Raw genomic sequence first — 25,754 nt, forward strand, 5'->3', positions numbered from 1 at the left:
CAAAGCTGAATGAAAAAGCCCCGCCTAGTGCGGGGCTTTTTTTATGCCCAGATTGACAGCCTGCCGGGGTGCCAACAGTATTTTCGGGATCGACTAAGCAGAGCGGGATCATGGCAGCGGACAAGCCCCTGAAGTTGCGCTTCGACGGCTTCGAGCTGGACGAGGCCAATGCGCGCCTGAGCTGCGCTGGGCAGCCTGTTGCCCTGCAGCCCAAGGCGCTGGCGCTGCTCTGCGAGCTGGCCCGCGAGCCGGGTCGCTTGCTGAGCAAGGATGCGTTGCTGGATGCGGTATGGGGCCATCGGCATGTCAGCGAGTCCGTGCTCAAAACCACTGTCAGCGCACTGCGCCAGGCGTTGGGCGACGACCCTCGACAGGCACGTTTCATTGAGACCGCTGCCCGTCAGGGCTATCGCTTCATCGGTATGCCGGCGCTGTCGCCCTCTAGCCGTGATCTGATTGGCCGAGCCACGGCCCTGCAACAGTTGCATCGTGCCTGGCAGTGCAGCCAGACGGCGCGGCAACTGCTTTGGGTTACGGGCGAGGCGGGCATTGGCAAGACCCACCTGATCGAAACTTTTATCGCCGACTGTACGGATGTGCTTTGCGTGCGTGGCCAGTGCATCGAGCATTTCGGCAGTGGTGAGCCCTATCTGCCGTGGCTGGAGCTGCTGGGCGAGCTGAGCCGGCGTGATGAGCAGTTTGTTGCGCTGTTGCGTGTGGCGGCGCCGATGTGGCTGCTGCAATTGCCCTGGTTATGCGAAGCGGGTGAGCACGAGGCGTTGCGCAGTGCCTGTGGCGGCGCCAATCCGCTGCGCATGCTGCGTGAGATGGCTGAACTGCTGACTCGATTTAGCAGCAAACGGCCCCTGCTGCTGGTGCTGGAGGATTTGCATTGGTGCGATACGGCGAGTCTGCATCTGCTCGAATACCTGGCTCGTCGGCGTGACCTGACGCGGGTGATGCTGCTGTGCAGCCAGCGCCTAGCTGAGTTGCGGGCTAGCGGGCATCCGCTCGACGCTCTGCGTCACGATCTCAACCTGCGCGGTCTGAGTGAAGAGATTGTGCTGCAGCCGTTCTCCATGGACGAAGTGGCTGAGTACCTTGCCCGCCGGCATCCTCACCTGCAGGCGGCCCCCGGCATGTCGGCGCTGCTATTGCAGCGCAGCGGTGGCTTACCGTTGTTCGTCGAGAGCCTGGCGGGCGATCTGCACGAAGCCTGCGCTCAGCCGGATTGGCCAGTTCCGGAGGATTTGTATGGCCTGCTGCGCCGTCAGGTCGAGCGCCTGAGCGAGTATGTACGTGCGCTGCTCGAGGCTGCCAGCGTGTGTGGTACGGAGTTCCGGGTGGGCGTGCTGGCCAGCGTCCTCGGTTGTGCCGAGACGCAGGTGCAGAGCGCCTGCCAGGCGCTGACAGGCGGGCATGGCTGGCTTGTCGCGCAGGAGGTCGTCGCCTTGGGCGACGGTACTCTGGAAGGGCGCTTTGCCTTTCGTCACGCGCTTTACCGCCAGGTGTTCTACCAGCGCCTGGACGGGATGCGCCGCGCACGGCTGCACCGTGCGGTGGCGGCTGTTCTGCTGGCCCGTGGCCTGTCGATGGCCGCCGAGCTGGCGGGGCACCTCGAGCAGGGCAAGGACCTGCCGGCCGCTGTGCGGCAATTGGGCTATGCCGCCGATGGCGCGCTCGAGCGTTTCGCGCCGCAGCAGGCATTGCAGTTTGTCCGGCATGCTATGGAGCTGTTGGCGCAGCTTACCAGCACCGAGCCGTCCACCGAGCGGCAGCTGGATCTGCTGCTCAAGGGAGGTGTCGCCAGCGCGCAACTGCATGGCATGGCGTCGGACGAGGCCAGCGCGTTCTATGCGCGGGCCCAGGCCCTGGCCGAACGCATGCCCGACTCAGCGCAGTTGGGCTGGGGCTTGGCCGGCATAGCCCAGGTGCGTTATGGCCGTGGCGAGTATCAGGCCGCGCGTCAGTTGAGCGAACGGGTGGCGGCGCTGGCGAGTCGGCTGGGTGAGTCTGGTCTGGCGATCGCAGCCTGCAACATGGGCGGTATGGTCTGTGCTGTGCTGGGCGAACACGAGCGCGGCCGACTGTTGCTGGAGCGCGGTATCGAGCTAGGCCGGGCCCTGGCCGAGCAACTGCCGCGGCAGCGCTTCTTTGTCGATCCACTGGTGGCTATGCTCGGCCACCTGGCCCTGCATCTGGTGCCGCTGGGCTTGTTCGAACAGGCCATCATGCATGCCGAAGCGGCCTTGGCGCGGGCGAGGGAACTTGCTCATCCGATGTCGTTGGCCGTGGCCACCCGTTGCGCCGGCATGCTTGATCTGTTGCTCGGGCGAGAGCTGCAGGTCGCCACGCGGGCCGATGAGCTGGCGCAGCTGCATGCCCGTCACGGCATGCATCAAGCGGATGGTGCTTGGCGCATTCTCTCTGGCTGGGCCATGGCTCAGGCTGGCGAGGCGACTGCAGGTTATGCACGCATTCGTGAGGGCGGCGCCATCCTGCAGCGGCTCGGCATGCTTGCCGGGCATGTGCAGATGTTGTCCTTCGCTGCCGAAGCACAGTTGCTGGCCGCCGAAGGGGGGCGGGCCGTGGCGCTTATCGATGAGGCCGAGGCTCTGGCGATGCGCTTGGGCGAGCGAGCGCGAGTGCCTGAATTGTGGCTGCTGCGGGCGCGTACCGAGTTGGCGCACGGTGCGCGTGGCTCCGCCGAACATTGGCTGCGCCGGGCTCTGGCGGAGGCCCGCGAGCAGCACGCAGCGGGTACCGAATTGATCGTGCTGCTGGCGCTGAGTCGCTTGCCGGAGCCCGCTACGCACGATATCGAGGCGTTGCGCCGCGTATCTCATGCTCTGCCGCCGGCAGCTCAAGTGCGGGTGCTGCGCGAGGCCTTGGCTTTGACCGAAAGCTGACCCTTTGCTGACGACTTGTCCAGGTTCACCTTCCACACTCTGCACATCCCCGCTTTCGGCGGGATACTTAGTGAGGAGAGTTCGAGTGAGTGAAGCGCTGCTGAGCTGTCGCGGTGTGGTTTACCCCTGGCACTGCGATCATATGGGGCACATGAATGTCATGTGGTACACGGGCAGGTTCGACGAGGCCACCTGGGCTTTGTTCGCGCATCTGGGGTTGACCCCGGCAGCTCTGCGGGACGGTGGGCGCGGAATGGTGGCTGCCGATCAGCACACCCAATACAGCAGCGAGCTATTGGCCGGGGATCTGTTGAGCGTGCATACCAGGGTGCTGGCAGTGGGTAACAAGTCGATCCGCTTGCGCCATGAGATGCGTCGGGAACCTGAGGGTAGCCTGGCAGCGGTTTGTACCCTGGTTGGCGTGCATATCGATACCGATCTGCGCCAGTCGCTGCCGCTGCCTAAAAGCGTGCGTAAGCTGGCCGAGCCGCTGCTGTGCGGCGAGGAACAGTAATGAGTAGCGAGGCGTTCGCGGCAGTTGTGCTCAAGGATGGTCGCGATCTGGCCTATCAGCAGTACGGCAGTCCCGATGGTGTGCCATTGCTGGTGTTTCACGGCCTGCCGGGTTGTCGCTTGCAGGCGGCGCTGCTCGACGCACCCGCGCGCCGGCTCGGCGTGCGCCTGATCGCTGCCGATCGCCCTGGAGTGGGTCGCTCCAGCCCCTGCCCGCAGCGCAGCATTCTGTCCTGGAGCGAGGACGTGGCGCAGCTGGCTGATCAGCTCGGCTTGGCGCGTTTCGGCGTACTCGGCATTTCCTGCGGTGGCCCCTATGCGCTGGCTTGTGCGCTGCGTCTGTCTGATCAACTGAGCTTTGCCGGCCTGGTGGCTGGTATAGGGCCGATGGATATCCCGCAAATTCGCAGTGGCCAGCATCCGGCGCTCAAGCTGCTGTTTGCACTGGCGCGGCTGCATCCGTCGTTGATTATGCCCATGCTGGGCCTGGATCGGCGTTTGTTCCTTGGTGATGCCATGGCCGCCTTGCGCAAGCTGACGGGGATGATGACAGTGCCCGACCAGCGCTTCATCCACGAGCATCCAGGGTTGGCCGAGCAGTTTGCCCTCAGTCTGGCCGAGGCCTACCGCTCCGGTATCGCTGGCGTGCAGCAGGAAGTGAGCTTGATTGCTGCTGCGCGTGGCTTCGAGTTGGGCGCGATCGAGATGCCAGTGCACCTGTATCAGGGCGCGCACGACCGCAATGTGCCGCCGGCCATGGCCGAGCACATAGCCGATAGGTTGCGCGCCGGCCGCTACCGGCTATTTGCGGACGAGGGGCATTTGTCGATTGTATGGAACTGCGCTGAGGTGTTTCTGGGGGATTTCCTGGCGGCCCAGGTCTAGGTTTTTCCGTCCGAGCAATGTTGTGATGGCGGCTGGAAGGGCGTGTCGCTTGCCTTTGCGCAGCTCTTCCTGGGGCAGTCTCCGCACCTCAGGCGAAGAATTAATTCCAGTGGCAGCGGCTATCAGGCAAAACTGTAAATATCCATGCCCAGTGCGCCATAGGTGAAGCCGCTGTGCTCGATCTTGAAGGTGCCTCCGGCGCCGCGGGCAAAGTACAGCGGCAGCAGATGTTCATCGCTGGGGTGGTTGCGTGCCGCATGCGGGGCCAGGCGGCGGTAGTCGTGCAGGGCGATCTCGTCGTTGGCCTGCAGCTTCTTCACCATCCAGTCACGGAACTCCTGGGCCCAGGGCGTGATGCTCTGCGGGCCGGCACGCCAGTCCAGTTCGCCGAGGTTGTGGGTGATACTGCCGGAGCCGATCAGCAGCACGCCCTGTTCGCGCAGGCTGCTCAGGGCGCGACCGACGCGGGTTTGCAGTTCTGTGCCGAAGTGGCTGGGCAGTGACAGCTGCACGACCGGGATATCGGCCTGCGGGTACATCAGCGACAGCGGCACCCAGGCGCCGTGGTCACGCGGGCGCTGCTCGTCCAGGCGCGCGGCAAGGCTGGCATCGGCCAGGAGTTGCTGGGCCTGTCGGGCCAGTTCAGGCGAGCCGGGAGCCGGGTACTGCACGGCATACAGCGGTGCGGGGAAGCCGCCGAAATCGTGCCAGGTGCGTGGCTGAGGAGCGCTGCCGAGGAGTAGTTCGTCACTTTCCCAGTGGGCGGAAACCACCAGTATTGCTGTGGGCCTGGGTAGCTCGCTGGCTAGGCGGGTGAGGGCCGGGCCGCTGGCGCCAGGTTCCAGGGCCAGCATGGGAGAACCATGAGAGATGAACAGGGCTGGCAGCATGGAGAACGCCTTGCAGTAGGATGTATCCATATTCCGGCTGTGGTGTGTGCACTTCCAACGGAAATTTTGCGGCTTATTGATCGAATTTTCAGGAGGGAAGGTGGAGCACGACTTCTGGCAGGAGCGTTGGGCACAGGGGCAGATTGGTTTTCACCTGGAGGAGGTCAATCCCTATCTGCAGCGTCACTGGTCAAGTCTGGAGCTGGAATCGGCAAGCCGGGTGCTGGTGCCGTTGTGCGGCAAGAGCCTGGATCTGCTCTGGCTGGTGGCGCAGGGGCATGCCGTGCTGGGCGTGGAGCTGGCAGAGAAGGCAGTCGAAGACTTTTTCAGCGAGCAGGGCCTGGCTGCCGAGGTGCAGGTGCGCGGCGCGTTTCGTATCTACCGTGCCGGTAATCTGGAGCTTTGGTGTGGTGATTTCTTTGCCCTGACGGCAGTCGATGTGGCTGATTGCCAGGCGCTGTATGACCGTGCGGCATTGATCGCTTTGCCGCTTGAGTTGCGCGAGCGTTACGTGCGGCATCTGGCGCAGATTCTGCCGCCTGCCTGCAAAGGGCTGCTGGTGACTCTGGACTATCCCCAGGAACAGATGGATGGCCCACCGTTCGCCGTAGCTGCGGACGAGGTACGGCGTTTACTGGAGCCCGACTGGCAAGTGCAGGCGCTGGAATCGCTCGATGTGCTGGGCGAGAACTGGCGTTTTCTCAAGCGTGGACTGACTCGGTTGGACGAGGCTGTCTATCGCTTATGCAAGCGGCAGTGATGGTGAGGTATTCCTGAATGAAAAAGGGCGACCCGCGGGTCGCCCTTTTTGTTGGCGTGGTGCTTAGCCGCGCTGACGCAGGGCCTGGATGCGCTGTTCCAGCGGCGGGTGGCTCATCAGCAGGCCAGCCAGGCCGTTCTTCAGGCCGCCGTTGATGCCGAAGGCGGTCAGGCTGCTGGGCATTGCTACCGGGATGCCCTGTTCGGCACGCAGGCGCTCCAGGGCGCCGATCATCGAGCCGGTGCCGGCCAGGCGGGCGCCGGCTTCGTCGGCCTTGAACTCGCGTTTGCGCGAGAACCACATGACGATGATGCTGGCCAGGATGCCCAAGACCAGTTCGGCGAAGATGGTCGCGACGAAGTAGCCGATGCCCGGGCCGTCTTCGTTCTTCAGGATCACCTTGTCGACGAAGTTGCCGAAGATGCGCGCGAAGAACATGACGAAGGTGTTCACCACCCCCTGTATCAGCGCCAGGGTGACCATGTCACCGTTGGCCACGTGGCCGATCTCGTGGGCCAGCACGGCTTTCACTTCGTCCGGCGAGAAGCGTTCCAGCAGGCCCTGGCTGACGGCGACCAGCGCGTCGTTCTTGTTCCAGCCGGTGGCGAAGGCGTTGGACTCATGGGCGGGGAAGATACCTACTTCCGGCATCTTGATCCCGGCATCGCGGGCCAGTTCTTCCACAGTTTGCAGCAGCCACTGCTCGTGACGGGTGCGCGGCTGGGTGATGATCTGGGTGCCGGTGCTCATCTTCGCCATCCACTTGGAGAGGAATAGCGAGATCAACGAACCGGCGAAGCCGAACACGGCGCAGAAGACCAACAAGCTGCCGTAGTTCTGACCGGTGAAGCGATCGACCCCCAGCAGTTTGAGGGTGATGCTGGCGATGACCAGTACCGCCAAGTTGGTGGCCAGGAACAACAGAATGCGCATCATGGTGTGAAGCTACTCCTCGGAGCGAGAGATAATCAGGTTATGCCGGCTATATAGGGGCGTGAGGCAGGCATCTTCAACCCGGTGACTATTTCAAACTGTGTCCCGAGCCGGATTTAGAGCGCTTTCGAACAGCAGGCGGGTGAGGCGGGCGACTTTTTCGCTGTTGTGCAGTGACAGTGCTTCACGCAGTTGCCAGGCCAGGGTGGCCTGCACGCGCCGCACCGCCGGTGGCGGCGGATTGTCGCCGGCGGGCAGGGCATGTGGCAGGCCACGGCTGAGACGCAGGAAGCCCTTTTCGCTGAGCACAGCTTGGTCGAGGGCGTCGTAGCCAATGGTCGAGTCGTAACGCAGGTAGCCTTCCTCAGCCAGCCACAGCAGGGCACCCAGGCAGCTCTGGTGGCGTTTGCTGGGCAGGCCGAATTCATCCGGCTCCTCGCGCCCGATCAGGTCTTCCACATACAGCGCAACCTTGCGCGGGAAGGCCTGATACAGGAGGAGCATGCCGGCGGCGGCATCCTTGTAGAACTCGTCGATCTGCAGATCCATGGCCGTCCCCGTAACGCGCTTACTGGCGGTAGGACTTGAGGAAACTGCCGATGCGCCCGATGGCCATTTCCAGGTCATCCACGCGCGGCAGGGTGACCACGCGGAAGTGATCCGGCCACGGCCAGTTGAAGGCGGTGCCCTGGACGATCAGCAGTTTCTCGGAGAGCAGCAGGTCGAGGACGAACTTCTCGTCGTTGTGGATCGGGCAGACCTTGGGGTCGATCTTGGGGAAGGCGTACAGCGCGCCCATCGGCTTGACGCAGCTGACCCCGGGGATGTCGTTGAGCAGTTCCCAGGTGCGGTTGCGCTGCTCCAGCAGGCGGCCTTGTGGCAGCACCAGGTCGTTGATGCTCTGGTAGCCGCCCAGTGCGGTCTGGATAGCATGCTGGCTCGGCACGTTGGCGCATAGACGCATGTTGGCCAGGATGTCGATGCCTTCGATGTAGCTCTGCGCCTTGTGCTTGGGCCCGGAAATGGCCACCCAGCCGGAGCGGAAGCCGGCCACGCGGTAGGACTTGGACAGGCCGTTGAAGGTCAGGCACAGCACGTCCGGAGCCAGCGAGGCGGTGCAGATGTGCACGGCGTCGTCGTAGAGGATCTTGTCGTAGATCTCGTCGGAGAACAGCACCAGATTGTGCTGACGGGCCAGTTCGACGATTTCCAGCAGCACTTCGCGCGAGTACACGGCGCCGGTGGGGTTGTTCGGGTTGATCAGCACCAGGGCCTTGGTGTTCGGCGTGATCTTGGCGCGCATGTCGGCGATGTCGGGGAACCAGCCAGCCTGCTCGTCGCACAGGTAGTGCACCGGCTTGCCACCGGCCAGGGCCACGGAGGCGGTCCACAGCGGGTAATCAGGTGCGGGGATCAGCACTTCGTCGCCGTTGTTGAGCAGGGCCTGCATGGCCATCACGATCAGCTCGGAGACGCCGTTGCCGAGGTAGATGTCCTCGATGCCGACGCCTTCCACCTGCTTCTGCTGGTAGTACTGCATCACCGCCTTGCGCGCGCTGAACAGGCCTTTGGAGTCGCTGTAGCCCTGGGCGGTGGGCAGATTGCGGATCACGTCCTGGAGGATTTCCTCCGGGGCTTCGAAACCGAACGGCGCCGGGTTGCCGATATTCAGCTTGAGGATGCGATGGCCTTCCTCTTCCAGGCGCTTGGCGTGCTTGAGCACGGGGCCGCGAATGTCATAGCAGACGTTGGCGAGCTTGTTCGATTTGCTGACCTGCATGATCCAGATTTCCCGGGAGAAAGCACCGCGATGGCGGCGGGTGGCATTGATCCTGCGCCTTGGCAGGTTGTAACGCTGCTGCCAGACTGGCGTCCAAAGAGGCACGCATGATACGTGCGGCCCGATGCCCGGAAAAGGTACAGGTCGGGCTTTTTTCTGCCACTGAGGTGTACCCCATGGAAAAGATCGAAAAACCCCTGGAAGCCTGGCGCGACGAGCTTTCCGACGAGCAGTTCCACGTCTGCCGGCTGGGCGGCACCGAGCGCCCTTTCACTGGGGAATATCACGACAGCAAGGTGCCCGGCATCTACCACTGCGCCTGCTGCGGTGAGGCGTTGTTCGACTCGGCTGCCAAGTATGACTCCGGCAGCGGCTGGCCTAGCTATTTCCAGCCGGTCAATGGCGAGGTCATCGCCGAGAAGGCCGACTTCAGCCACGGCATGCACCGTGTCGAGGTCAAGTGCGCCAAGTGCGATGCCCACCTGGGCCATGTCTTCCCCGATGGACCGCGGCCTACCGGCATGCGCTATTGCATCAACTCACTGTCGTTGAAGCTGGTGCCGCGCGAGTAACGCGCATGGCTGGAAAATAAGGCTCACTTATTCGTGGGCCTTATTTTCCGGAAATTGAATTGTGTGCAATTCAATTGCTCACTATATTGGCCGGGTTCCCAACCCATTCGGAGTGCCAACCATGAGCGACAAGCTGCTTGATATCCCGGTTACCACCATCAAAGGCGAGCAGAAGACCCTCGCCGACTTCGGTGGCAAGGCCGTGCTGGTGGTCAACACCGCCAGCAAGTGCGGTTTCACCCCGCAATACAAGGGCCTGGAAAACGTCTGGCAGCAGTACAAGGACAAGGGCCTGGTGGTGCTCGGCTTCCCGTGCAACCAGTTCGGCAAGCAGGAGCCAGGTGACGAGGGCGCGATTTCCGAGTTCTGCGAACTGAACTTCGGCGTCAGCTTCCCGCTGTTCAAGAAGATCGACGTCAATGGCAGTGACGCCCATCCGCTCTTCGTGCAGTTGAAGAAGCGTGCTCCGGGCCTGCTGGGCAGCCAGGGCATCAAGTGGAACTTCACCAAGTTCCTGATCGGTGCCGATGGCCAGGTGGTCAAGCGTTTCGCCCCGACCACCAAGCCGGAAGATCTCAGTGCCGAGATCGAAGCCCTGTTGCAATGACCCCGCTGGATGACGTCGAGGCGCAGCTGCAGCTGGACAACCAGCTGTGCTTCAAGCTGTACGCTGCCTCGCGTGCGGTCACTCGTGCCTACAAGCCGATGCTCGATGAGCTCGGCCTGACCTACCCACAGTACCTGGCCATGCTGGTGCTGTGGGAGTGGCAGGCCAATCCGCCGGCGCAGCCGACGGTGAAGGCTTTGGGTGAGCGTTTGCTGCTCGATTCCGGCACCCTGACGCCGCTGCTCAAGCGTCTTGAACAGCTGGGCCTGGTGCGGCGCCAGCGTTCGCCGCAGGATGAGCGGGAAGTGCATCTGCGCCTGAGCGAGGCGGGTGTGGCGCTACGGCAGCGCGTGTTGCCGCTGAAGGCGCGTCTGTTGTGTGACAGTGGTTTCGATCTGGCTGAGCTGGAGGGACTGCGGCACAGCCTTGGCGGCCTGCTGGAGCGGCTTACGGTGTTGTCGTGAGTGGCAACCAGTTATCCAGCAGGGTGGCCAGGTCTTCGCGGCGGAAGGGTTTGGCCAGGTAATCGTTCATCCCGGCTGCCTGGCAGCGTTCGCGCTCATCGGGCAGGGCATTGGCAGTCAGGGCGATGATCGGCAGGTTCGGCCAGCGGCCGTTCTGGCGAATGCGCCGGGTTGCCTCGTAGCCATCCATCACCGGCATGTTGCAGTCCATCAGCACCAGATCGACGGAATTCTTCTCCAGGTAGCTGAGCGCTTCGCCACCGTGAGCGGTCACCGCCACTTCGCAACCCAGCTTGGCCAGCATGCCTTTGGCCACCAGTTGGTTGACCGGATTATCTTCGACCAGCAGTACGCGGGCCTGGCGCAGCTTGTTGGGCTGTGCAGCGGGCTGGCTGGCGCTGCTGTCCAGGCGTGGCTGCAGCAGGCGCTGCAGGCTTTGCTGGAGGACGGCGCGGGCCAGGGGGCGGGCCAGTTGTTCGAACGGAGCCAGCGCACTGGTCTGTTCGCTGGAGAGGAAGCCGCCATAGGCCGAGATCAGCAGTAGCGGGGCGTTGCTGCTCTGGCGCAGCTCGGCCAGGCGCTCGGCACTGTCGCAGATCAGCAGGTCGGCCTGCAGGCCTCCCAGGTTGGCATCGCTGTCCAGGCGCTGATAGCTCACCCCCCAGTTGCTCAGCCAGCTACCCAGCAGCTCTGCCAGGCCACTGTTGGCCTGGCAGAAGGCGATGACTCGGGCCGACAGGGCAGGCCACTGCTGCGCCGGGGTATGGCTGGGCAGCGGCAGTTCGGCGCAGAACTGACTGCCGAAGCCCTCCTGTGAATTCAGGCTCAGTTTGCCCTGCATGGCTTCGCATAGGCGCCGGGTCAGGGCCAGCCCCAGGCCGGTGCCACCATATTGACGGGTGATGCCGACGCCGGCCTGGGTGAAGGGCTGAAAAATACGCGACTGGGCTTCCTGGGCGATGCCGATCCCGGTGTCGCTGACCAGGATGCGCACACTGCCGGCGCTGGGCGCGACGCGCACATCGACGCGGCCATAGCGGGTGAATTTGAGGGCGTTGGACAGCAGGTTGCTGACGATCTGCCGTACCCGGGTCGGATCGCCGAGCACCTGCGCTGGCAGGCGCGGGTCGAGCAGGCAGGTCAGCTCGACATTCGGCCCGGCGTTTTGCGACAGCAGGCTGGCGGTGTCTTCGACCAGGCTGCCGAGGTCGAACGGGATGTGCTCCAGCTCCAGTTGGCCGGCCTCGAACTTGGACAGATCGAGGATATCGTTGAGTAGTTCCACCAGTACCTTGCCCGAATCATGGGCGATCGACAGCTGCTGGCGCTGCTCGACATTCAGCGGCCCGTCGAGGGACAGGGCGAGCATGCCGAGCAGGCCATTGAGTGGCGTGCGGATTTCGTGGCTCATGTTGGCGAGGAAGGCGGCGCGGGCCTGGGCCATGTCCAGGGCGGTGCGGCGGGCCTCTTCCAGTTCGCTGTTGGATAGGGTCAGGCGGGCGTTGGTGGCCTTCAGCTCGGCGGTACGCGCCGACACGATGTTTTCCAGCTCGGCCAGGTACTGGGTTAGCCGATCTTCGGCCTCGCGGCGCTGGTCGATTTCTTCGTGGATGTTGGCCAGCTGCTGGTTGGTCACTGCCACCAGGGTGCCGATCTCATCTTCTTCATGGCCGCTCGGGCAGGGCACGGGGGTGAAGTCGCGGCGCGGGTCGCGCTCGCTGAGGGCGCGAATCACGCCGACCAGGGGCTTGGTCAGCATGGCGTAGAACAGCACCAGGAGGATCAGTGACAGCAGCAGGCTGCGCACGAAGCCGGTCAGCAGGGTGAGCACGGCGCGGCGCAGGAAGTCGCTGCCGAAGGCGAAGGTGTCGACTTCCAGGCGCAGCATGCCGAGGGCTTCCTGTGGGGCGTGGCTGACGAACAGGTGGTCGACGAACTGGCGGCGTTCATCGAACAGGAAATCGCTGAAGATCCGGTAGTCACTCTGGCTGGGCGCGCGCTCTACCGAGGCGAGGATCATGCCGCTGTTGTCGATGATTTCCGCGCGCATCACCGCCGGTGAGCGCAACAGGCCGAGGACCAGCTCTTGGGCCAGTTCGGCGTCGATGTTGTAGGCGATACGGGCAGCCGGGTTGTGGCTGATTTCCAGCAGGGAATTGATTTCCAGGTCGATGGCGGCGTCTTCGCTGGCATAATCCAGGCCGACCTGAATCAGGCTGAGCAGGGTTCCGAGGATAAACGCCACCAGCACCGTGATACTGGCCTGTTTGAACGACAGGCGGTGGGTGAGTGAGATATCCATGGATAGCAGGGCGATTCCTGAATTCGTGCGCCAGCCAAGCATAGCCCATCACACCTGACTGTCGGCAGGTGTGCTTTTGAGGAGTGAGTCGTGGATTCCCGCTTGAATAGCTTTCTACAGCGTGCCGAGGAGGTGCTGGAGCGCCTAGATCCGCTGTTGCCGGTGCGTCGTGCGGCACTGGACTGGAATGTAACGGTTGCCGCGCGCTGGTTTCACGAGGGGCAGGGCGGCTACCTGCAGCCGTTGCAGGTCAGTCTGGATCTGAGCCTGGCCGATCTGGTCGGTATCGATGTGCAGCGCGAGCAGCTGGCGCGCAATACCCGCCAGTTCGTCAGCGGCCTGCCGGCCAACCATGTGCTGCTGTGGGGCGCGCGGGGCACTGGCAAGTCGTCGCTGGTGCGGGCGCTGCTGGCCGAATATGCCAAAGGTGGGCTGCGCCTGATCGAGATCGAGCGCGACTACCTGGCGGATTTGCCTCGGGTGGTCGAACAACTGGCCGGGCTGCCGCAGCGTTTCGTACTGTTCTGTGACGACCTGTCGTTCGAAGCCGGCGAGGGCGATTACCGGGTATTGAAAAGCGTGCTGGATGGCTCGCTGGAACGTGCCCCGGACAACGTGCTGCTATACGCCACCTCCAACCGCCGCCATCTGGTGCCGGAGAAGGAAAGCGACAACGATAACTGGCAGCGCGTCGAGGGCGAACTGCACCCCAGCGAGGCGGTCGAGGACAAGATCGCGCTGTCCGACCGCTTTGGTCTGTGGCTGTCCTTCTATCCCTTTACCCAGGAGCATTTTCTTGCCGTGGTGCGCCACTGGATCGAGGTGCTGGCTGCCCAGGCCGGTTTGCACTGGCAGTGGAGTCACGAGCTGGAAATCCTGGCCATTCGCTGGGCTCTGGGGCGTGGCAATCGCAATGGTCGCTGTGCCTACCAGTTTGCCCGTAGTTGGGTCGGCCAGCAGTTGCTGGAGAGTGCGCAATGATCGATTTGACCGAAATCGGCCAAGGGCAGTCAGGCTATGCCTTGCTGGCTGCGCAGTTGGAGGCCTTGCTCGCAGGCGAGCGCGACTTGGTGGCCAACAGCGCACAGTTCGCCGCTTTTCTGTTCCATGAGCTGGAAGGGCTGAATTGGGCGGGTTTTTACCTGAATCGGGACGAGGAACTGGTGCTGGGGCCGTTCCAAGGCAAGGTGGCCTGTGTGCGTATCGCCTTTGGCCGTGGTGTTTGCGGAGCGGCGGCCAGCAGCCGGCAGACCCAGCGCGTCAATGATGTACATGCCTTCCCTGGGCATATCGCCTGCGACAGTGCCTCTAATAGCGAACTGGTGGTGCCGCTGGTCAAGCATGACCGGCTGATCGGTGTGCTGGATCTGGACAGCCCGCACCTGCGGCGCTTCAGTGCTGAGGATCAGGCAGGGGTCGAGCGTCTGGCGGAGATTTTCCTGAGGCTGACCGACTGCTGAACCTTGCGCACATAAAAAAGCCCGGCAATGCCGGGCTTTTTCTTGGACTGCTGCTCAGTCGTAGATGTTCTTCTTCTTCCAGTCGTCTTCCCCGAGCGACTGTAGGCCATCGGTCAATTCGCTGTGCTCGTCTGGCGTGGGTTTGGCCTTTTCCAGAACCATGTCGTTGGCGCGGGCCAGCTGTTGCTCCAGCAGTTGCAGCTGGCTCTGGTAGCGGGCCGGATCGGGTTGTTTGCGCAGGTATTGCACGCCGCGCTCATAGGCAAGGCGTGCCTGGCCGGGCTGGCCTTGCTGCAAGGATTGCTGGCCGAGGTTGGTGAAGAATTCGTAATGTAGCTGTACGAGGATATGGCGGATCTCGCCGAGCCAGCGCTTGGCATCGTTGGCCGGCAGTGCGCCATCCTGTGCCGCGCGGGTGATCTGGCTATGGAAGTTTTCCAGGAGGAAACGCACTTCCTTGGCCTTGAGTTCCGTCAGGATCGGTTGCGGTGCATTGCGTACGGGTATGTCTTCGCCCTTGGCGACCATGTCGCGCAGTTCGGCAATGCGGTTGCGCAGGGCGGAGTTCTGTTTATCGAGAGGTAGCAGGCGGTCGCTGAACTGCAGTTCCAGGCGTGACAGCAGCAGCTTGAGTGCCGGACTCATCAACTGGCCGGGCATATTCTCGGACACATCGCGACTACGCCGTACGCGATCATTGAGGTCGGCCTTGAGTCGGGCCTTCTCCAGCTTGCTGCTCTCCACCATATGGTTGATGTAGCCGATGGCGATGAGTATCACGATGACGCCAACAACCAAGGCGGTGATAAGGAGTGGGGACACCGATGAATCTCCCGAACGCTTGTTTTTCTCCCGAGTGTAGTGCCTTAGCCAATATGCTCATAGCGCTATATCAGTTTCCACACTGAACTCATTGATTTGAAAAAAGTTTTGATTGAGGGTTGACGACCTCAAAGAGCATCCCTAGAATGCGCGCCACTCCCAACGCAGAAGCGGAAACGCAGAGCGAAAGGAGCCGGAAAGCTGTTGTAAGCTCCGGGCCACGTCCCCTTCGTCTAGTGGCCTAGGACACCGCCCTTTCACGGCGGTAACAGGGGTTCGAGTCCCCTAGGGGACGCCATATTTGCGGGAATAGCTCAGTTGGTAGAGCACGACCTTGCCAAGGTCGGGGTCGCGAGTTCGAGTCTCGTTTCCCGCTCCAAATAAACAAAAACGCCGCTCATTAGAGTGGCGTTTTTGTTTGCGTGCGATTCAGTGCCATATAAAAAGGCCCGCACGGCATGGCCGGCGGGCCTTTTCATTGTGGCTCCTTAGCTGGAGGGCTGGGCTATCAGTGCTTGGGGCTTTCCGGCGGCAGGGCCAGCAGCTGCTTTTCCTGGGTCCAGTCGAAGGGCAGGCCATTGGCCTCGGCTTCATAACGGCGCTCGTCGAGGTTCTGGTACAGCTCGATTTCCTCGTCCGGCATGAAGTGCAGGCAGTCGCCACCGAAGAACCACAACAGATCGCGCGGCACCAGGTGGGCGATCTGCGGGTAGCGGTGGAAGATCTGGCTGATCAGGTCCTGGCCCAGGTACAGGCTGTTCTCGGGGTCTTTCGGCAGTTCCACCAGCAGTTCGTCATAGCGCTCGAGGAACAGGCCGTGGGTATCGTCTTCCACCAATTCGGCTTCACCCAGGGCAACCAGGATGCCGCGCAGGTGGGTGAGCAGGGCGAGGTGGTGATCGAGGTGGGTGGAGGCCATGGCAATGATCCTGATTGAAAACGAGCGCGGCAGTATAGGGCGCCAGGCGCCTGCTGTCCCGGCTTGCTGGTGAGCACTCTTCTATATAGGTAGCGGTTGTCGGGACGACATGGCGACAAGGCCGGTGAGCTTGGCCGGATCGCCGCTTTCGCCGCACTGCTGCCTCGATAGACTGGGACAAAGCCTTGGGAGCGAGCCATGCCGTCCTACCTTCAAGCCGGTCAGTTCATCGATAGCGACCATCCGCTGGTAGTCGAGTTCAGCGAAACCTGGCGCGGCGCGAGCCTTGATCCGCGCGAGCAGGCGGTCAGCCTGTATTACGCGGTACGTGACCAGATCCGCTACAACCCCTACAGCTTCAGCCGCGATCCCGAAACCCTGAAGGCCAGCCATGCGCTGGTCGCCGGCGAGTCCTATTGCGTGCCCAAGGCACTGCTACTGGCGGCCTGCGCCCGGCATTGCGGCATCCCGGCACGCATCGGTCTGGCCGATGTGCGCAATCACCTGTCCAGCCCGCGCCTGCTGGAGATACTGCGCAGCGAAGTGTTTGCCATGCATGGCTATACCGAACTGCTCCTCGATGGGCGCTGGGTCAAGGCCACGCCGGCGTTCAACCTGGCCCTGTGCAAGGTGTTCAAGGTGGCGCCGCTGGAGTTCGATGGACGCTCGGATAGCGTGTTCCACCCATTCAATCAGCAGGGCGAGCGCTACATGGAGTACCTGGCCGATCACGGCCAGTTTGACGACTTGCCGGAGACCCTGTTCTTCGGGCATCTGCAGCACTGCTACCCGCATTTGTTCGCCGCCGATTCGGCGTTTCTACGCGGCGATCTGCAAGCCGAAGTGGCCGCCATGCAGGCTATCGATAGTTAACATCAGCATTCGCGACTTTTTTCTTGTGCCCAGGCTGGGTAGGGTGCAGGCCATCCACGCTCCGCTAACCTGAGAACCAGCTTACGATCTCCTGACTGTCGGCCATACCGCGTTAAAAATGCCCTCGGAATGCTCATTTACAGCTCGTAAACTCCGCTTCCTCGGCCATTTGATTCGCTAGCGCTCACCCTTCGGGCCAGCCTGCGGCTGTTACTCCCGTTGGTCGTTGCGCCTTGTCTGGCTCTAATTCAGAAGATCGTAAACAGGTTCTGATGCATAGATTGCAAAGACTGCGGCGCGTCCCTATCTAAGTTTCTTCTTTATGGTGAGTACCTAGCCCTCATGAGTTCCGCTCTGTCCATCCGGCAGTTGACCAAGACCTACGGCAATGGCTTCCAGGCCCTCAAGGGCATCGATCTGGAAGTAGCCGAAGGCGACTTCTTTGCCTTGCTCGGCCCCAACGGTGCCGGCAAGTCCACCACCATCGGCATTCTGTCCACCCTGGTGAACAAGAGCGGCGGTACGGTCGAGGTGTTCGGTCACGACCTCGATCGCGACCCTTCCGGCCTCAAGCGTTGCCTGGGCGTGGTGCCGCAGGAGTTCAACTTCAGCCAGTTCGAGAAGGTCTTCGACATCGTCGTGACCCAGGCCGGCTACTACGGCATCCCGCTGAAAGTGGCCAAGGAGCGCGCCGAGCAGTACCTCAACCAGCTCGGCCTGTGGGACAAGCACGACGTGCCCGCGCGCATGCTCTCCGGCGGCATGAAGCGCCGTCTGATGATCGCCCGCGCGCTGGTCCACGAGCCGCGCCTGCTGATTCTCGACGAGCCCACCGCCGGGGTGGACATCGAGTTGCGCCGCTCGATGTGGAGCTTCCTCACCGAGCTGAACCAGAAGGGCATCACCATCATCCTCACCACCCACTACCTGGAGGAGGCCGAGCAGCTCTGTCGCCACATCGGCATCATCGACCACGGCAGCATCGTCGAGAACACCAGCATGAAGGCGCTGCTCAAGACCCTGCACGTGGAAACCTTCCTCCTCGACCTCAAGGAGGCGCAACTGGTGGCGCCGCAACTGCTGGGCTACCCGGCGACCCTGGTCGACCCGCACACCCTGGAAGTGCAGGTGGAAAAAGACCTCGGCATCACCGAGCTGTTCCGCCAGCTGGCGGCGCAGAAGGTCGAGGTGTTGAGCCTGCGCAACAAGAGCAATCGCCTGGAGGAACTGTTCGTTTCCCTGGTGGAGAAGAACCTGGCCAAGGTGGCGAAATGAGTCCCGAACTGCGTTCCAACCTGATCGCCCTGCAGACCATTGTCGTGCGCGAGGTGCGCCGCTTCACCCGCATCTGGGCGCAGACCTTGTTGCCGCCGGCGATCACCATGGCCCTGTACTTCGTCATCTTCGGCCGTTTGATCGGCAGCCAGGTCGGCGATGTCGGCCAGTACAGCTACATGGAGTTCATCGTGCCGGGGCTGATCATGATGTCGGTGATCACCAACTCCTACAGCAACGTGGTGTCGAGCTTCTTCAGCAGCAAGTTCCAGCGCAATATCGAGGAGCTGCTGGTGTCGCCGGTGTCGCCGCACACCATCCTCATCGGCTATGTCGTCGGCGGCATGCTGCGCGGCCTGGCGGTGGCCTTTATCGTCACGCTGTTGTCGCTGTTCTTCACCGACCTGCAGGTGCACCACCTGGGTGTGACCGTGCTGGTGATCATCCTCACCGCGATCACCTTCGCCCTCGGCGGTTTCATCAACGCGGTGTATGCGCGCAACTTCGACGATATCTCGATCATCCCGACCTTCGTGCTGACGCCGCTGACCTACCTGGGCGGGGTGTTCTACTCGATCAGCCTGCTGCCGGAGTTCTGGCAGACGGTGTCTCTGGCCAACCCCATCCTGCATATGGTCAACGCCTTCCGTTACGGCATCCTCGGCGTCTCCGACATCAATATCGGCGTCGCCATCGGCATGATGCTGCTGGCCAGCAGCGTGCTCTACATCGTCTGCATTCGCTTGCTGCAGAGCGGGCGGGGCATGCGGCAGTAGGGGCTGTTTCCGTCGCGGCCGTGAACGAAACGGGAACAGCCCCTAGTACATGAGGTAACACTTTCGGCGGTCGGCAGCTGGCGCAACCGCCGTTAGACTCGACCGCTTGGACAACAAAGAGGTCGATCGATGTCTTCCCGCCGCCACGCCTTGCTGCTCACCTGTCTTTTTGCCTGCAGTCCGCTCCCCGCCCTGGCCGAGCAGGCGCCGCTGGTGGAAGTGGTGCAACCCGAGCGGACGCTGGTGCGCGATGAGCTGATCACCTTCGGTTCGCTGCGCTCCGACGAGTCGACCGTGATCCGCCCCGAGCTGGGTGGGCGCCTGGCGGCCGTGCATTTTCGCGAGGGCGAGGCGGTCAAGGCCGGCGAGCTGTTGGTCAGCCTGGATGATGCGATTGCCCGCGCCGAACTGGCCCAGGCCCGGGCCAACCTGGATCTGGCGGAAAAGAGCTTCGAGCGCACCCAGCTGCTGTTCAAACGCGGCGCCAGCAATGCCCAGGCCCAGGACGAGGCGCAATCCCAGCAGCAAGCCGCCCGCGCCAGCCTGGCCCTGGCCCAGGCGCGCCTGGACAAGACGCAGATCCGCGCACCCTACGACGGCGTGCTCGGCCTGCGCCAGGTCAGCGTCGGCGACTACCTGAGCGCCGGCCAGGACCTGGTCAACCTGGAAGTGCTCGACCCGCTCAAGGTGGATTTCCGCATCCCGCAGAAGGCGGTCAGCCAGGTGCGTCTCGGCCAGGCCATCGAGCTGAGCCTGGATGCCTACCCTGGCGAGCGCTTCAAGGGTACGATCATCGCCCTCAACCCGCGCCTGGATGAAGTGGGCCGCAGCCAGGCCATCCGCGCCCAGGTCGACAACCGCGACCAGCGCCTCAAGCCCGGCCAGTTCGTCAAGGTCTCGGTGATCCTCGCCGAGCGCCCGCAGGCCCTGCTGATTCCCGAGGAAGCGGTGATGCCCATGGGCCAGCTGCTGTTCGTCAACCTGGTGGTAGACGGCAAGGTCGAGCGCCGGCAGATCCGCATCGGTCAGCGCCTGCGCGGCAAGGCCGAGGTGGTCGAAGGCCTGCAGGGTGACGAAACGCTGATCAGCGCCGGCTGGCAGAAGGTCGCGCCGGGCCGCGAGGTACGCACGGTCAAGCGCGGGGAGGGCGTATGACCCTCTCGGATATCTGCATCCGCCGGCCGGTGTTCGCCACCGTGCTGTCGCTGATCATCGTCCTGCTCGGCCTGATGGCTTACCAGCGCCTGGCCGTGCGCGAGTACCCGAACATCGATGTGCCGATCGTCACGGTCAACGTCATCTATCCCGGCGCCAGCCCGGAGATCATGGAATCCCAGGTGGCCCAGCCGATCGAGGACGTGCTGTCCGGCATCGAGGGCCTGGATTTCGTCAGCTCCATCAGCCGCTCGGAAAACACCCAGATCACCGCGCAGTTCCGCCTCGGCAGCAACTCCGACGAGGCCGCCAACGACGTGCGTGACCGCCTCGGCCGGGTGCGCAGCCTGCTGCCGGACGAGATTGACGAGCCGCTGGTACAGAAGGTCGAGGCCGACGCCCAGCCGGTGATCTGGCTGGCGTTCTACAGCGAGCGCTTCTCCGCCATGGAGATCACCGATGTGCTGGAACGGGTGGTGCAGGACCGCCTGCAGAGCATTCCCGGCGTCTCCGAGGTGCAGATTCGCGGCGCGCGCACCTTCGCCATGCGCATCTGGCTCGACCCGGAGAAACTGGCCGCCCACGACCTCACCGTGCAGGACGTGGAAGACGCCCTGCGCCGGCAGAACGTGGAGATTCCGGCCGGGCGCATCGAGTCGGTGCAACGCGAGTTTTCCGTGCTCTCGGAAACCGACCTGAAGACCCCGGACGACTTCAACAAGATCATCCTCGACGACTCACGTGGCTATCTGCTGCGCCTGTCCGATGTCGGCCATGCCGAAATCGGCGCCGCCGACGAGCGCACGGTGGTGCGTTTCAACGGCCGCCCGGCGGTGTCCATGGGCCTGGTCAAGCAGGCCACGGCCAACCCGCTGGAGATTTCCGATGGCCTCAGCGAGGCCATGCCCGAGGTGCGCAAGCTGCTGCCCGAAGGCATGGAAATGGCGGTGGCCAACGACAACTCGCTGTTCATCCGCGAGTCGATCAGCAACGTCTACACCACCATCTGGGAAGCGGTGCTGCTGGTCATCCTGATCATCTTCCTGTTCCTCCGTTCGCTGCGCGCCACCCTGATTCCGCTGGTGACCATCCCCGTGTCGCTGATCGGTGCCTGTGCGCTTATGGCGCTGATGGGCTTCACCATCAATACCCTGACCCTGCTGGCCATGGTCCTGGCCATCGGTCTGGTGGTGGATGACGCCATCGTGGTGCTGGAGAACATCCACCGGCATATCGAGCAGGGCATGAAGCCGATGCAGGCGGCCTTCGTCGGCAGCCGCGAGATCGCCTTCGCGGTGATCGCCATGACCCTGACCCTGGCCGCGGTGTATGCGCCGATCGGCTTCATGCAGGGCACCTCGGGAAAACTCTTCACCGAGTTTGCCTGGACCCTGGCCGGCGCCGTGCTGGTGTCCGGCTTCGTCGCCCTGACCCTGTCACCGATGATGTGCGGCCACCTGCTCAAGGCCCATCAGCCGCAGCAAAAGCACAACCGCGTCTACAACCTGATCGAAGGCTTCCTGAACAACCTCACCTACAGCTATCGCCACGGCCTGGAGCGCGTGCTGCGCGCCTGGTGGCTGGTGGTGGCGCTGCTGCTGGGCATTCTGCTGCTGTGCGCCTGGCTGTTCGGCAGCCTGCGCAGCGAGCTGGCACCGACCGAAGACACCGGCACCATCGTCGGCTCGATCAACGGCCCGGACGGCGCCACGGTGGGCTACACCAGCCGCTACGCCAAGCAGCTGGAAGCCGCCTACGACGCGGTACCGGAAACCAACCGCTACATGGTCATCGTCGGCTTCCCCACGGTGGCCCAGGGCCTGTCGTTCATGAAGCTGGAGGACTGGGACAAACGCGAGCGCAGCCAGTTCGAGATCCGTGACGAACTGCTGCCCAAGCTGCAGGACATCCCCGGCGTGCGCGCCTTCCCGATCAACCGTCCGCCGCTGGGGCAGAGCGCGCGCAACCAGCCGGTCAACTTCGTGATCCGCTCCTCGCTGGAGTACGCCGAGCTGCAGCAGTACGTCGACCAGTTGCTGGCCGAGGTGCGCGGTTATCCGGGGCTGGAGAGCCTGGATACCGACCTCAAGCTCAACACCCCCCAGCTGCGGGTTACGGTCAACCGCGAGCAGGCGGTGGCGGTCGGCACCGACGTGGCCACCATCGGCAGAAGCATGGAAAGCCTGTTCGGCAGCCGCCAGGTGACCCGCTTCAAGCAGAACGGCGAGCAGTACGACGTGCTGGTGCAGCTGCAGGATGTCGACCGCAGCAACCCGGAAGACCTCAACCGCGTCTACGTGCGCGGGCGCAATGACAACATGGTGCAGCTGTCCAACCTGATCGAAGTGCGTGAAACCGTGGCCCCGCGCGAGCTCAACCACTTCAACCAGCTGCGCGCGGTGACGGTCACCGCCAACGTCGGCTCCGGCTACACCCTCGGCGAGGCACTTGATCATCTGGAAGAGAAGGCACGGGCGATCTTCCCGCCCGAAACCCAGTTCGACTACACCGGCACCTCGCGTGACTTCAAAGACTCCAGCAGTGGCGTGGCGCTGATCTTCGTGCTGGCGCTGATCTTCATCTACCTGGTGCTGGCCGCGCAGTTCGAGAGCTTCCTCGACCCGCTGATCATCCTGCTCAGCGTGCCGCTGTCGATGGCCGGCGCCTTGCTGGCGCTCAAGCTGTTCGGCGGCACGTTGAACATCTACTCGCAGGTCGGTCTGGTGACCCTGATCGGCCTGATCACCAAGCACGGCATCCTCATCGTCGAGTTCGCCAACCACCTGCTGCGCGAGGGCAGGGCGCTGCACGAGGCGGTGATGGAAGCGGCGGTGCAGCGCCTGCGGCCGATCCTGATGACCACCGGTGCCATGGTGCTCGGCTCGCTGCCGCTGGCCATCGCCACCGGTGCAGGCGCCGAGAGTCGCCAGCAGATCGGCATGGTCATCGTCGGCGGCCTGCTGGTCGGCACCTTCTTCACCCTGTTTGTGGTGCCGACGCTGTACAGCCTGCTGCGGCGCTGGAAGCCGCTGGAGGTGGGGCAGGGTGAAGTGGGGTTGGCTTAGGGTGTTTGTAGGAGGGTGGTTGGCAGCTGCGGGCCAGAAGTAGTCATGCGACAAAACAGCTTCCGCCCCAGCGCTGCCTGTCGAAAAAGCTGGTGGACAAGTAAACGTTGTCCACCCTACAGAGTTCCCGGGATCGCGTAGGGTGGAAACCGCGAAGCGTTTTCCACCGTGAAGATTTCCAAACTGCTTGCTTATATTTAGGCTCCTTTACCGATACTGGAGGAATGCCCAGTGGATTACACCGTTACGGTATGGGATCGCCCGTATGAGATATCCGTGTACCAAAAGTCCAAGAGCGTCTGGATCGTGGTTGGCGACTACGAAGGTCAGCGCATCGAAGTAAAAGGCAGGAGCCAATCTCAGGCTATCGCAAGCTGGCGCGAGGCTGCGCGCTACAGAGGCAATTAATCATTGGGCCCTTGAGCATCACCCGCAGGGGGCCTAACAACTCATTTCAAGCCGAAGCCGCTTCGCGGCTCGGCTAAATTCAGGCGTAGGCACGTCGAAATGCCGCATCTCCAGACCGAAGCCGTCATAGTAATGACGAACACTCTACGATGGGTGGAATCGTCTATCGCCCCACCAGAGCGGGTTCCGCACAAAGATTCGTTTGTCTTCCGCTACGCTAACAAAGGCATTCGCGAGGCGCTTGTACAAAAACTGGCTCGCTATATCAGCGGGCTAAACGCTGTCTCAGTTCTTCTCAGTGCGGGGTACGTTCAGGAAGTTGGCGTTATCTTCCGAACGCTTGATGAAATTCAGGAAGACATCTTCTTCTTGGCCTGCGCAGAAACGAACGGCGCTTGGTCGGAGCGGCACACGCAATATCTAGAAGCGTTCTATGCAGATGCGGTCTTCTCTCGACCGGAGGGGGCTCTGCAAATCTCCAAGCCGAATCTGCTTCCGCGGAAGAAAATCCGTGCCCACACCATGAATGCCATTGGCCAAGGGGTGAACGTCTCGCAGGCCCTCGACGTGGCAGAGAGCCTGAGCACAGCATACTCAGGATATGTCCATGCGGCGTCGGAGAACATCATGGAAATGTACGGTGGCAATCCACCGCACTTCCACGTTGAAGGAGTGCCTGAGACTCCGCACATCGAGACTTTCGAGCAAGACACGGAGATCTATATTTACAGGGGCGTCATGGTTGCCTGCGTGGTGGCCAAGGCATTCGGGAACAAGTCTCTCGTTGAGGCTCTATACGAATTCTTGGCCCAGTATGAAGTTGCGAACGGGCATGGCCCATCGAGGGGACGTTAGTGCCCGCTTAGCAAGTAGCCTGGATATCGGCACAGTGGAAAACGCTACGTGGTTTTCCACTCTACGCGATCTCGGCAACTCTGTAGGGTGGACAACGCTTCCTTGTCCGCCAGCTTTTCGACAGGCAGCGCTGGGTCAGAAGCTGTATTGACGAGTGACCGCTTATGGCTGTGGATTCAACCGATCGACGCACAGCTTGGTCAAACCATTCGGCAGCGTGGCGTAAGGGTATGATTACGCCCGGCTAGGACGAGAGCAGTGCACATGTCTGACAAGGAAGAGTACAGGCTCGCCCAGAGGGCGAAATACGAGGCTGAAACACAACCTCCGGCAACAATAACGAGGGAGGAGTTTCTTGCCTGGCGCTCCCCGCGCGAGGTGCAGTCCGGCCCAGAGTCGCAGGACAATCCTACGTGGCATTGGCTCGTGCGCACTCAGCTTTCGGCATATATCGGCAATGAAAGATTTAAAGGGCCTTCATCGTATGAAGCCGGGCCGATGTGGTGCTTTGATCGTTTCGGGATGTCGCAGACCACCCTGCCTGACGGGCGTGTTGTGTATGTCGGAGGCGAGCACGAAGACCACTATGATCCGGATTTTTATATCTACAACGATGTGGTCGTCATCGATCCAGATGGCACCATTCATATAAACGGCTACTCAAAGGATCAATTCGCGGCCACCGACTTTCACTCCGCCACACTTGTCGAAGGCTCACTTCTCATCATTGGCTGCCTTGGTTATCCCGCCGAACGCATTGCCGGCGTCACGCCAGTTTATCGTCTGTCGTTAGACACTTGGTGTATCGAGCGCGTGGCCGCTGATGGCCAGTCTCCGGGTTGGCTTCATGGCCATACCGCTGAGCTTTCCGAGGATGGTCATTCTGTTGTGGTCACCGGCGGCACCCGTTGGCTTGGTGCAAACCGCTCGATGATTGAAAATATCGATAGCTGGTCGCTGAATGTCAGCTCGGGACGCTGGACCAGGCTTACCTCGCTCGACTGGCAGCAATGGTCAATGCACCGTACTGATCGGAAACTGAACCGCCTGTGGGATCTGCGACGAGCCCTTTGGTCTCATGACAACCCCCGTAGCGGTATTTCGCACGATTGGAAGTTCGATGATGCCCCGAACTTTACCGAGCTAGCCAAGCTCTATCGAATCGACGATGGCGCACCACCGCCTACTGAAGGTGATGGTTCCGGCGAGTACAACGCAGTCGTGGATGGGCTTACCGTGCGCTTCAATGAAAATATGTTCAGCGTCGATGTTCTGGTGAAGGGACGCCTGCCTCAGGAGCGTCTTGAGGCTCTTCAAGCCCGTACTCTGGCGACTCTGTTTGTATTGGAAGGGGCCGAGTGGGAGATTGAGCCGATTCTCGAGCTACCGGACAGCGGTTCTGCCTAAAGCCGAAGAGCTAAGGTACTGAGGTATGTCCTGCGGATCTCAAGACGTCCGCTTCTGGCCGCCTCTGCCTGTCGTGCGCGACCGCTTTGGGTCCTTCGTGCAAGCCAAGAGAATATAGGTTCCG

General features: G+C 62.4%; 23 protein-coding genes and 2 tRNA genes. 18 read left to right on the forward strand and 7 right to left on the reverse strand.

The window, feature by feature from the left end; translation table 11 throughout:
• The first annotated feature begins 110 nt into the window (after nucleotides 1–110).
• The 3 genes from H3H45_RS17165 to H3H45_RS17175 all read left to right on the forward strand — a co-directional run bounded on the left by H3H45_RS17165 (nucleotide 111) and on the right by H3H45_RS17175 (nucleotide 4,307).
• On the forward strand, nucleotides 111–2,909 hold the full coding sequence (locus tag H3H45_RS17165; RefSeq protein WP_182834911.1) for an AAA family ATPase: 2,799 nt from the start codon (nucleotides 111–113) through the stop codon (nucleotides 2,907–2,909).
• A gap of 85 nt (nucleotides 2,910–2,994) precedes the next feature.
• A complete protein-coding gene (locus H3H45_RS17170) occupies nucleotides 2,995–3,423 on the forward strand; it encodes an acyl-CoA thioesterase (protein ID WP_182834912.1) in 429 nt (142 codons plus the stop codon).
• Nucleotides 3,423–4,307, forward strand: coding sequence for an alpha/beta fold hydrolase (locus H3H45_RS17175; RefSeq protein WP_182834913.1), 885 nt, complete (start codon nucleotides 3,423–3,425; stop codon nucleotides 4,305–4,307). The genes H3H45_RS17170 and H3H45_RS17175 overlap by 1 nt, the downstream gene beginning before the upstream one ends.
• A gap of 122 nt (nucleotides 4,308–4,429) precedes the next feature.
• Here the strand turns inward: H3H45_RS17175 and H3H45_RS17180 are convergent, their stop codons facing one another.
• The gene (locus H3H45_RS17180; protein WP_182835016.1) at nucleotides 4,430–5,197 is read right to left on the reverse strand and encodes a DODA-type extradiol aromatic ring-opening family dioxygenase; all 768 of its coding nucleotides are present in this window, start codon (nucleotides 5,195–5,197) and stop codon (nucleotides 4,430–4,432) included.
• A 100-nt stretch (nucleotides 5,198–5,297) separates the two neighbouring features.
• Here H3H45_RS17180 and H3H45_RS17185 point away from each other — a divergent pair, with 100 nt between their 5' ends.
• Nucleotides 5,298–5,957 (forward strand): thiopurine S-methyltransferase, encoded by a 660-nt coding sequence (locus H3H45_RS17185; RefSeq protein WP_182834914.1) that lies wholly within the window; start codon nucleotides 5,298–5,300, stop codon nucleotides 5,955–5,957.
• 63 nt (nucleotides 5,958–6,020) lie between these two features.
• Here H3H45_RS17185 and htpX read toward each other — a convergent pair whose 3' ends face one another.
• The 3 genes from htpX to H3H45_RS17200 form a co-directional block, all read right to left on the reverse strand.
• The gene (gene htpX / locus H3H45_RS17190) at nucleotides 6,021–6,893 is read right to left on the reverse strand and encodes a protease HtpX (RefSeq protein ID WP_182834915.1); all 873 of its coding nucleotides are present in this window, start codon (nucleotides 6,891–6,893) and stop codon (nucleotides 6,021–6,023) included.
• A gap of 90 nt (nucleotides 6,894–6,983) precedes the next feature.
• A complete protein-coding gene (locus tag H3H45_RS17195; RefSeq protein WP_182834916.1) occupies nucleotides 6,984–7,439 on the reverse strand; it encodes a hypothetical protein in 456 nt (151 codons plus the stop codon).
• 19 nt (nucleotides 7,440–7,458) lie between these two features.
• A complete protein-coding gene (locus H3H45_RS17200; RefSeq protein ID WP_182834917.1) occupies nucleotides 7,459–8,670 on the reverse strand; it encodes a pyridoxal phosphate-dependent aminotransferase in 1,212 nt (403 codons plus the stop codon).
• Between the two features lie 176 nt (nucleotides 8,671–8,846).
• Between H3H45_RS17200 and msrB the strand changes: the two genes are divergently transcribed.
• The 3 genes from msrB (at nucleotide 8,847) to H3H45_RS17215 (ending at nucleotide 10,313) form a co-directional block, all read left to right on the forward strand.
• Nucleotides 8,847–9,242, forward strand: a complete 396-nt coding sequence (gene msrB, locus H3H45_RS17205) for a peptide-methionine (R)-S-oxide reductase MsrB (RefSeq protein WP_182834918.1) — start codon at nucleotides 8,847–8,849, stop codon at nucleotides 9,240–9,242.
• A 121-nt stretch (nucleotides 9,243–9,363) separates the two neighbouring features.
• Entirely contained in the window at nucleotides 9,364–9,849 is a 486-nt protein-coding gene (locus tag H3H45_RS17210; RefSeq protein WP_182834919.1) for a glutathione peroxidase, read from the forward strand.
• Nucleotides 9,846–10,313: a MarR family winged helix-turn-helix transcriptional regulator gene (locus tag H3H45_RS17215; RefSeq protein ID WP_182834920.1), complete on the forward strand. Its 468-nt coding sequence runs from the start codon at nucleotides 9,846–9,848 to the stop codon at nucleotides 10,311–10,313. The genes H3H45_RS17210 and H3H45_RS17215 overlap by 4 nt, the downstream gene beginning before the upstream one ends.
• Here H3H45_RS17215 and H3H45_RS17220 read toward each other — a convergent pair.
• Entirely contained in the window at nucleotides 10,297–12,615 is a 2,319-nt protein-coding gene (locus tag H3H45_RS17220; RefSeq protein WP_182834921.1) for a response regulator, read from the reverse strand. The genes H3H45_RS17215 and H3H45_RS17220 overlap by 17 nt on opposite strands.
• 90 nt (nucleotides 12,616–12,705) lie before the next feature.
• Here H3H45_RS17220 and H3H45_RS17225 point away from each other — a divergent pair, with 90 nt between their 5' ends.
• A complete protein-coding gene (locus tag H3H45_RS17225; RefSeq protein WP_182834922.1) occupies nucleotides 12,706–13,596 on the forward strand; it encodes an ATP-binding protein in 891 nt (296 codons plus the stop codon).
• Nucleotides 13,593–14,075 carry a GAF domain-containing protein gene (locus H3H45_RS17230; RefSeq protein WP_182834923.1) on the forward strand — a complete coding sequence of 161 codons (483 nt, stop codon included), beginning with the start codon at nucleotides 13,593–13,595 and terminating at the stop codon, nucleotides 14,073–14,075. Before H3H45_RS17225 ends, H3H45_RS17230 begins: the two co-directional genes overlap by 4 nt.
• Nucleotides 14,076–14,129: 54 nt before the next feature.
• On the opposite strand, the gene H3H45_RS17235 is transcribed toward H3H45_RS17230, so the two are convergent.
• The gene (locus H3H45_RS17235; RefSeq protein WP_182834924.1) at nucleotides 14,130–14,897 is read right to left on the reverse strand and encodes a hypothetical protein; all 768 of its coding nucleotides are present in this window, start codon (nucleotides 14,895–14,897) and stop codon (nucleotides 14,130–14,132) included.
• A gap of 222 nt (nucleotides 14,898–15,119) precedes the next feature.
• Here H3H45_RS17235 and H3H45_RS17240 point away from each other — a divergent pair.
• Nucleotides 15,120–15,195: transfer RNA gene (locus H3H45_RS17240), tRNA-Glu, on the forward strand.
• A 5-nt stretch (nucleotides 15,196–15,200) separates the two neighbouring features.
• Nucleotides 15,201–15,276, forward strand: a tRNA-Gly gene (locus H3H45_RS17245).
• 129 nt (nucleotides 15,277–15,405) lie between these two features.
• Here H3H45_RS17245 and H3H45_RS17250 read toward each other — a convergent pair.
• A complete protein-coding gene (locus H3H45_RS17250; RefSeq protein WP_182834925.1) occupies nucleotides 15,406–15,816 on the reverse strand; it encodes a PA2817 family protein in 411 nt (136 codons plus the stop codon).
• Between the two features lie 198 nt (nucleotides 15,817–16,014).
• On the opposite strand from H3H45_RS17250, the gene H3H45_RS17255 reads away from it, so the two are divergent.
• The 7 genes from H3H45_RS17255 to H3H45_RS17285 all read left to right on the forward strand — a co-directional run bounded on the left by H3H45_RS17255 (nucleotide 16,015) and on the right by H3H45_RS17285 (nucleotide 25,630).
• Nucleotides 16,015–16,689: a transglutaminase-like domain-containing protein gene (locus tag H3H45_RS17255; RefSeq protein WP_182834926.1), complete on the forward strand. Its 675-nt coding sequence runs from the start codon at nucleotides 16,015–16,017 to the stop codon at nucleotides 16,687–16,689.
• 342 nt (nucleotides 16,690–17,031) lie between these two features.
• Nucleotides 17,032–17,964 (forward strand): ABC transporter ATP-binding protein, encoded by a 933-nt coding sequence (locus H3H45_RS17260; protein ID WP_182834927.1) that lies wholly within the window; start codon nucleotides 17,032–17,034, stop codon nucleotides 17,962–17,964.
• Entirely contained in the window at nucleotides 17,961–18,740 is a 780-nt protein-coding gene (locus tag H3H45_RS17265; protein ID WP_173207270.1) for an ABC transporter permease, read from the forward strand. Before H3H45_RS17260 ends, H3H45_RS17265 begins: the two co-directional genes overlap by 4 nt.
• A 129-nt stretch (nucleotides 18,741–18,869) precedes the next feature.
• A complete protein-coding gene (locus tag H3H45_RS17270; RefSeq protein ID WP_182834928.1) occupies nucleotides 18,870–19,895 on the forward strand; it encodes an efflux RND transporter periplasmic adaptor subunit in 1,026 nt (341 codons plus the stop codon).
• Entirely contained in the window at nucleotides 19,892–22,960 is a 3,069-nt protein-coding gene (locus tag H3H45_RS17275) for an efflux RND transporter permease subunit (protein WP_182834929.1), read from the forward strand. Before H3H45_RS17270 ends, H3H45_RS17275 begins: the two co-directional genes overlap by 4 nt.
• Nucleotides 22,961–23,467: 507 nt before the next feature.
• Nucleotides 23,468–24,223 (forward strand): hypothetical protein, encoded by a 756-nt coding sequence (locus H3H45_RS17280; protein WP_182834930.1) that lies wholly within the window; start codon nucleotides 23,468–23,470, stop codon nucleotides 24,221–24,223.
• A gap of 264 nt (nucleotides 24,224–24,487) precedes the next feature.
• On the forward strand, nucleotides 24,488–25,630 hold the full coding sequence (locus H3H45_RS17285; protein ID WP_182834931.1) for a hypothetical protein: 1,143 nt from the start codon (nucleotides 24,488–24,490) through the stop codon (nucleotides 25,628–25,630).
• Nucleotides 25,631–25,754: the final 124 nt, after the last annotated feature.

This window comes from Aquipseudomonas guryensis (assembly GCF_014164785.1).
GTDB lineage: Bacteria > Pseudomonadota > Gammaproteobacteria > Pseudomonadales > Pseudomonadaceae > Aquipseudomonas > Aquipseudomonas guryensis.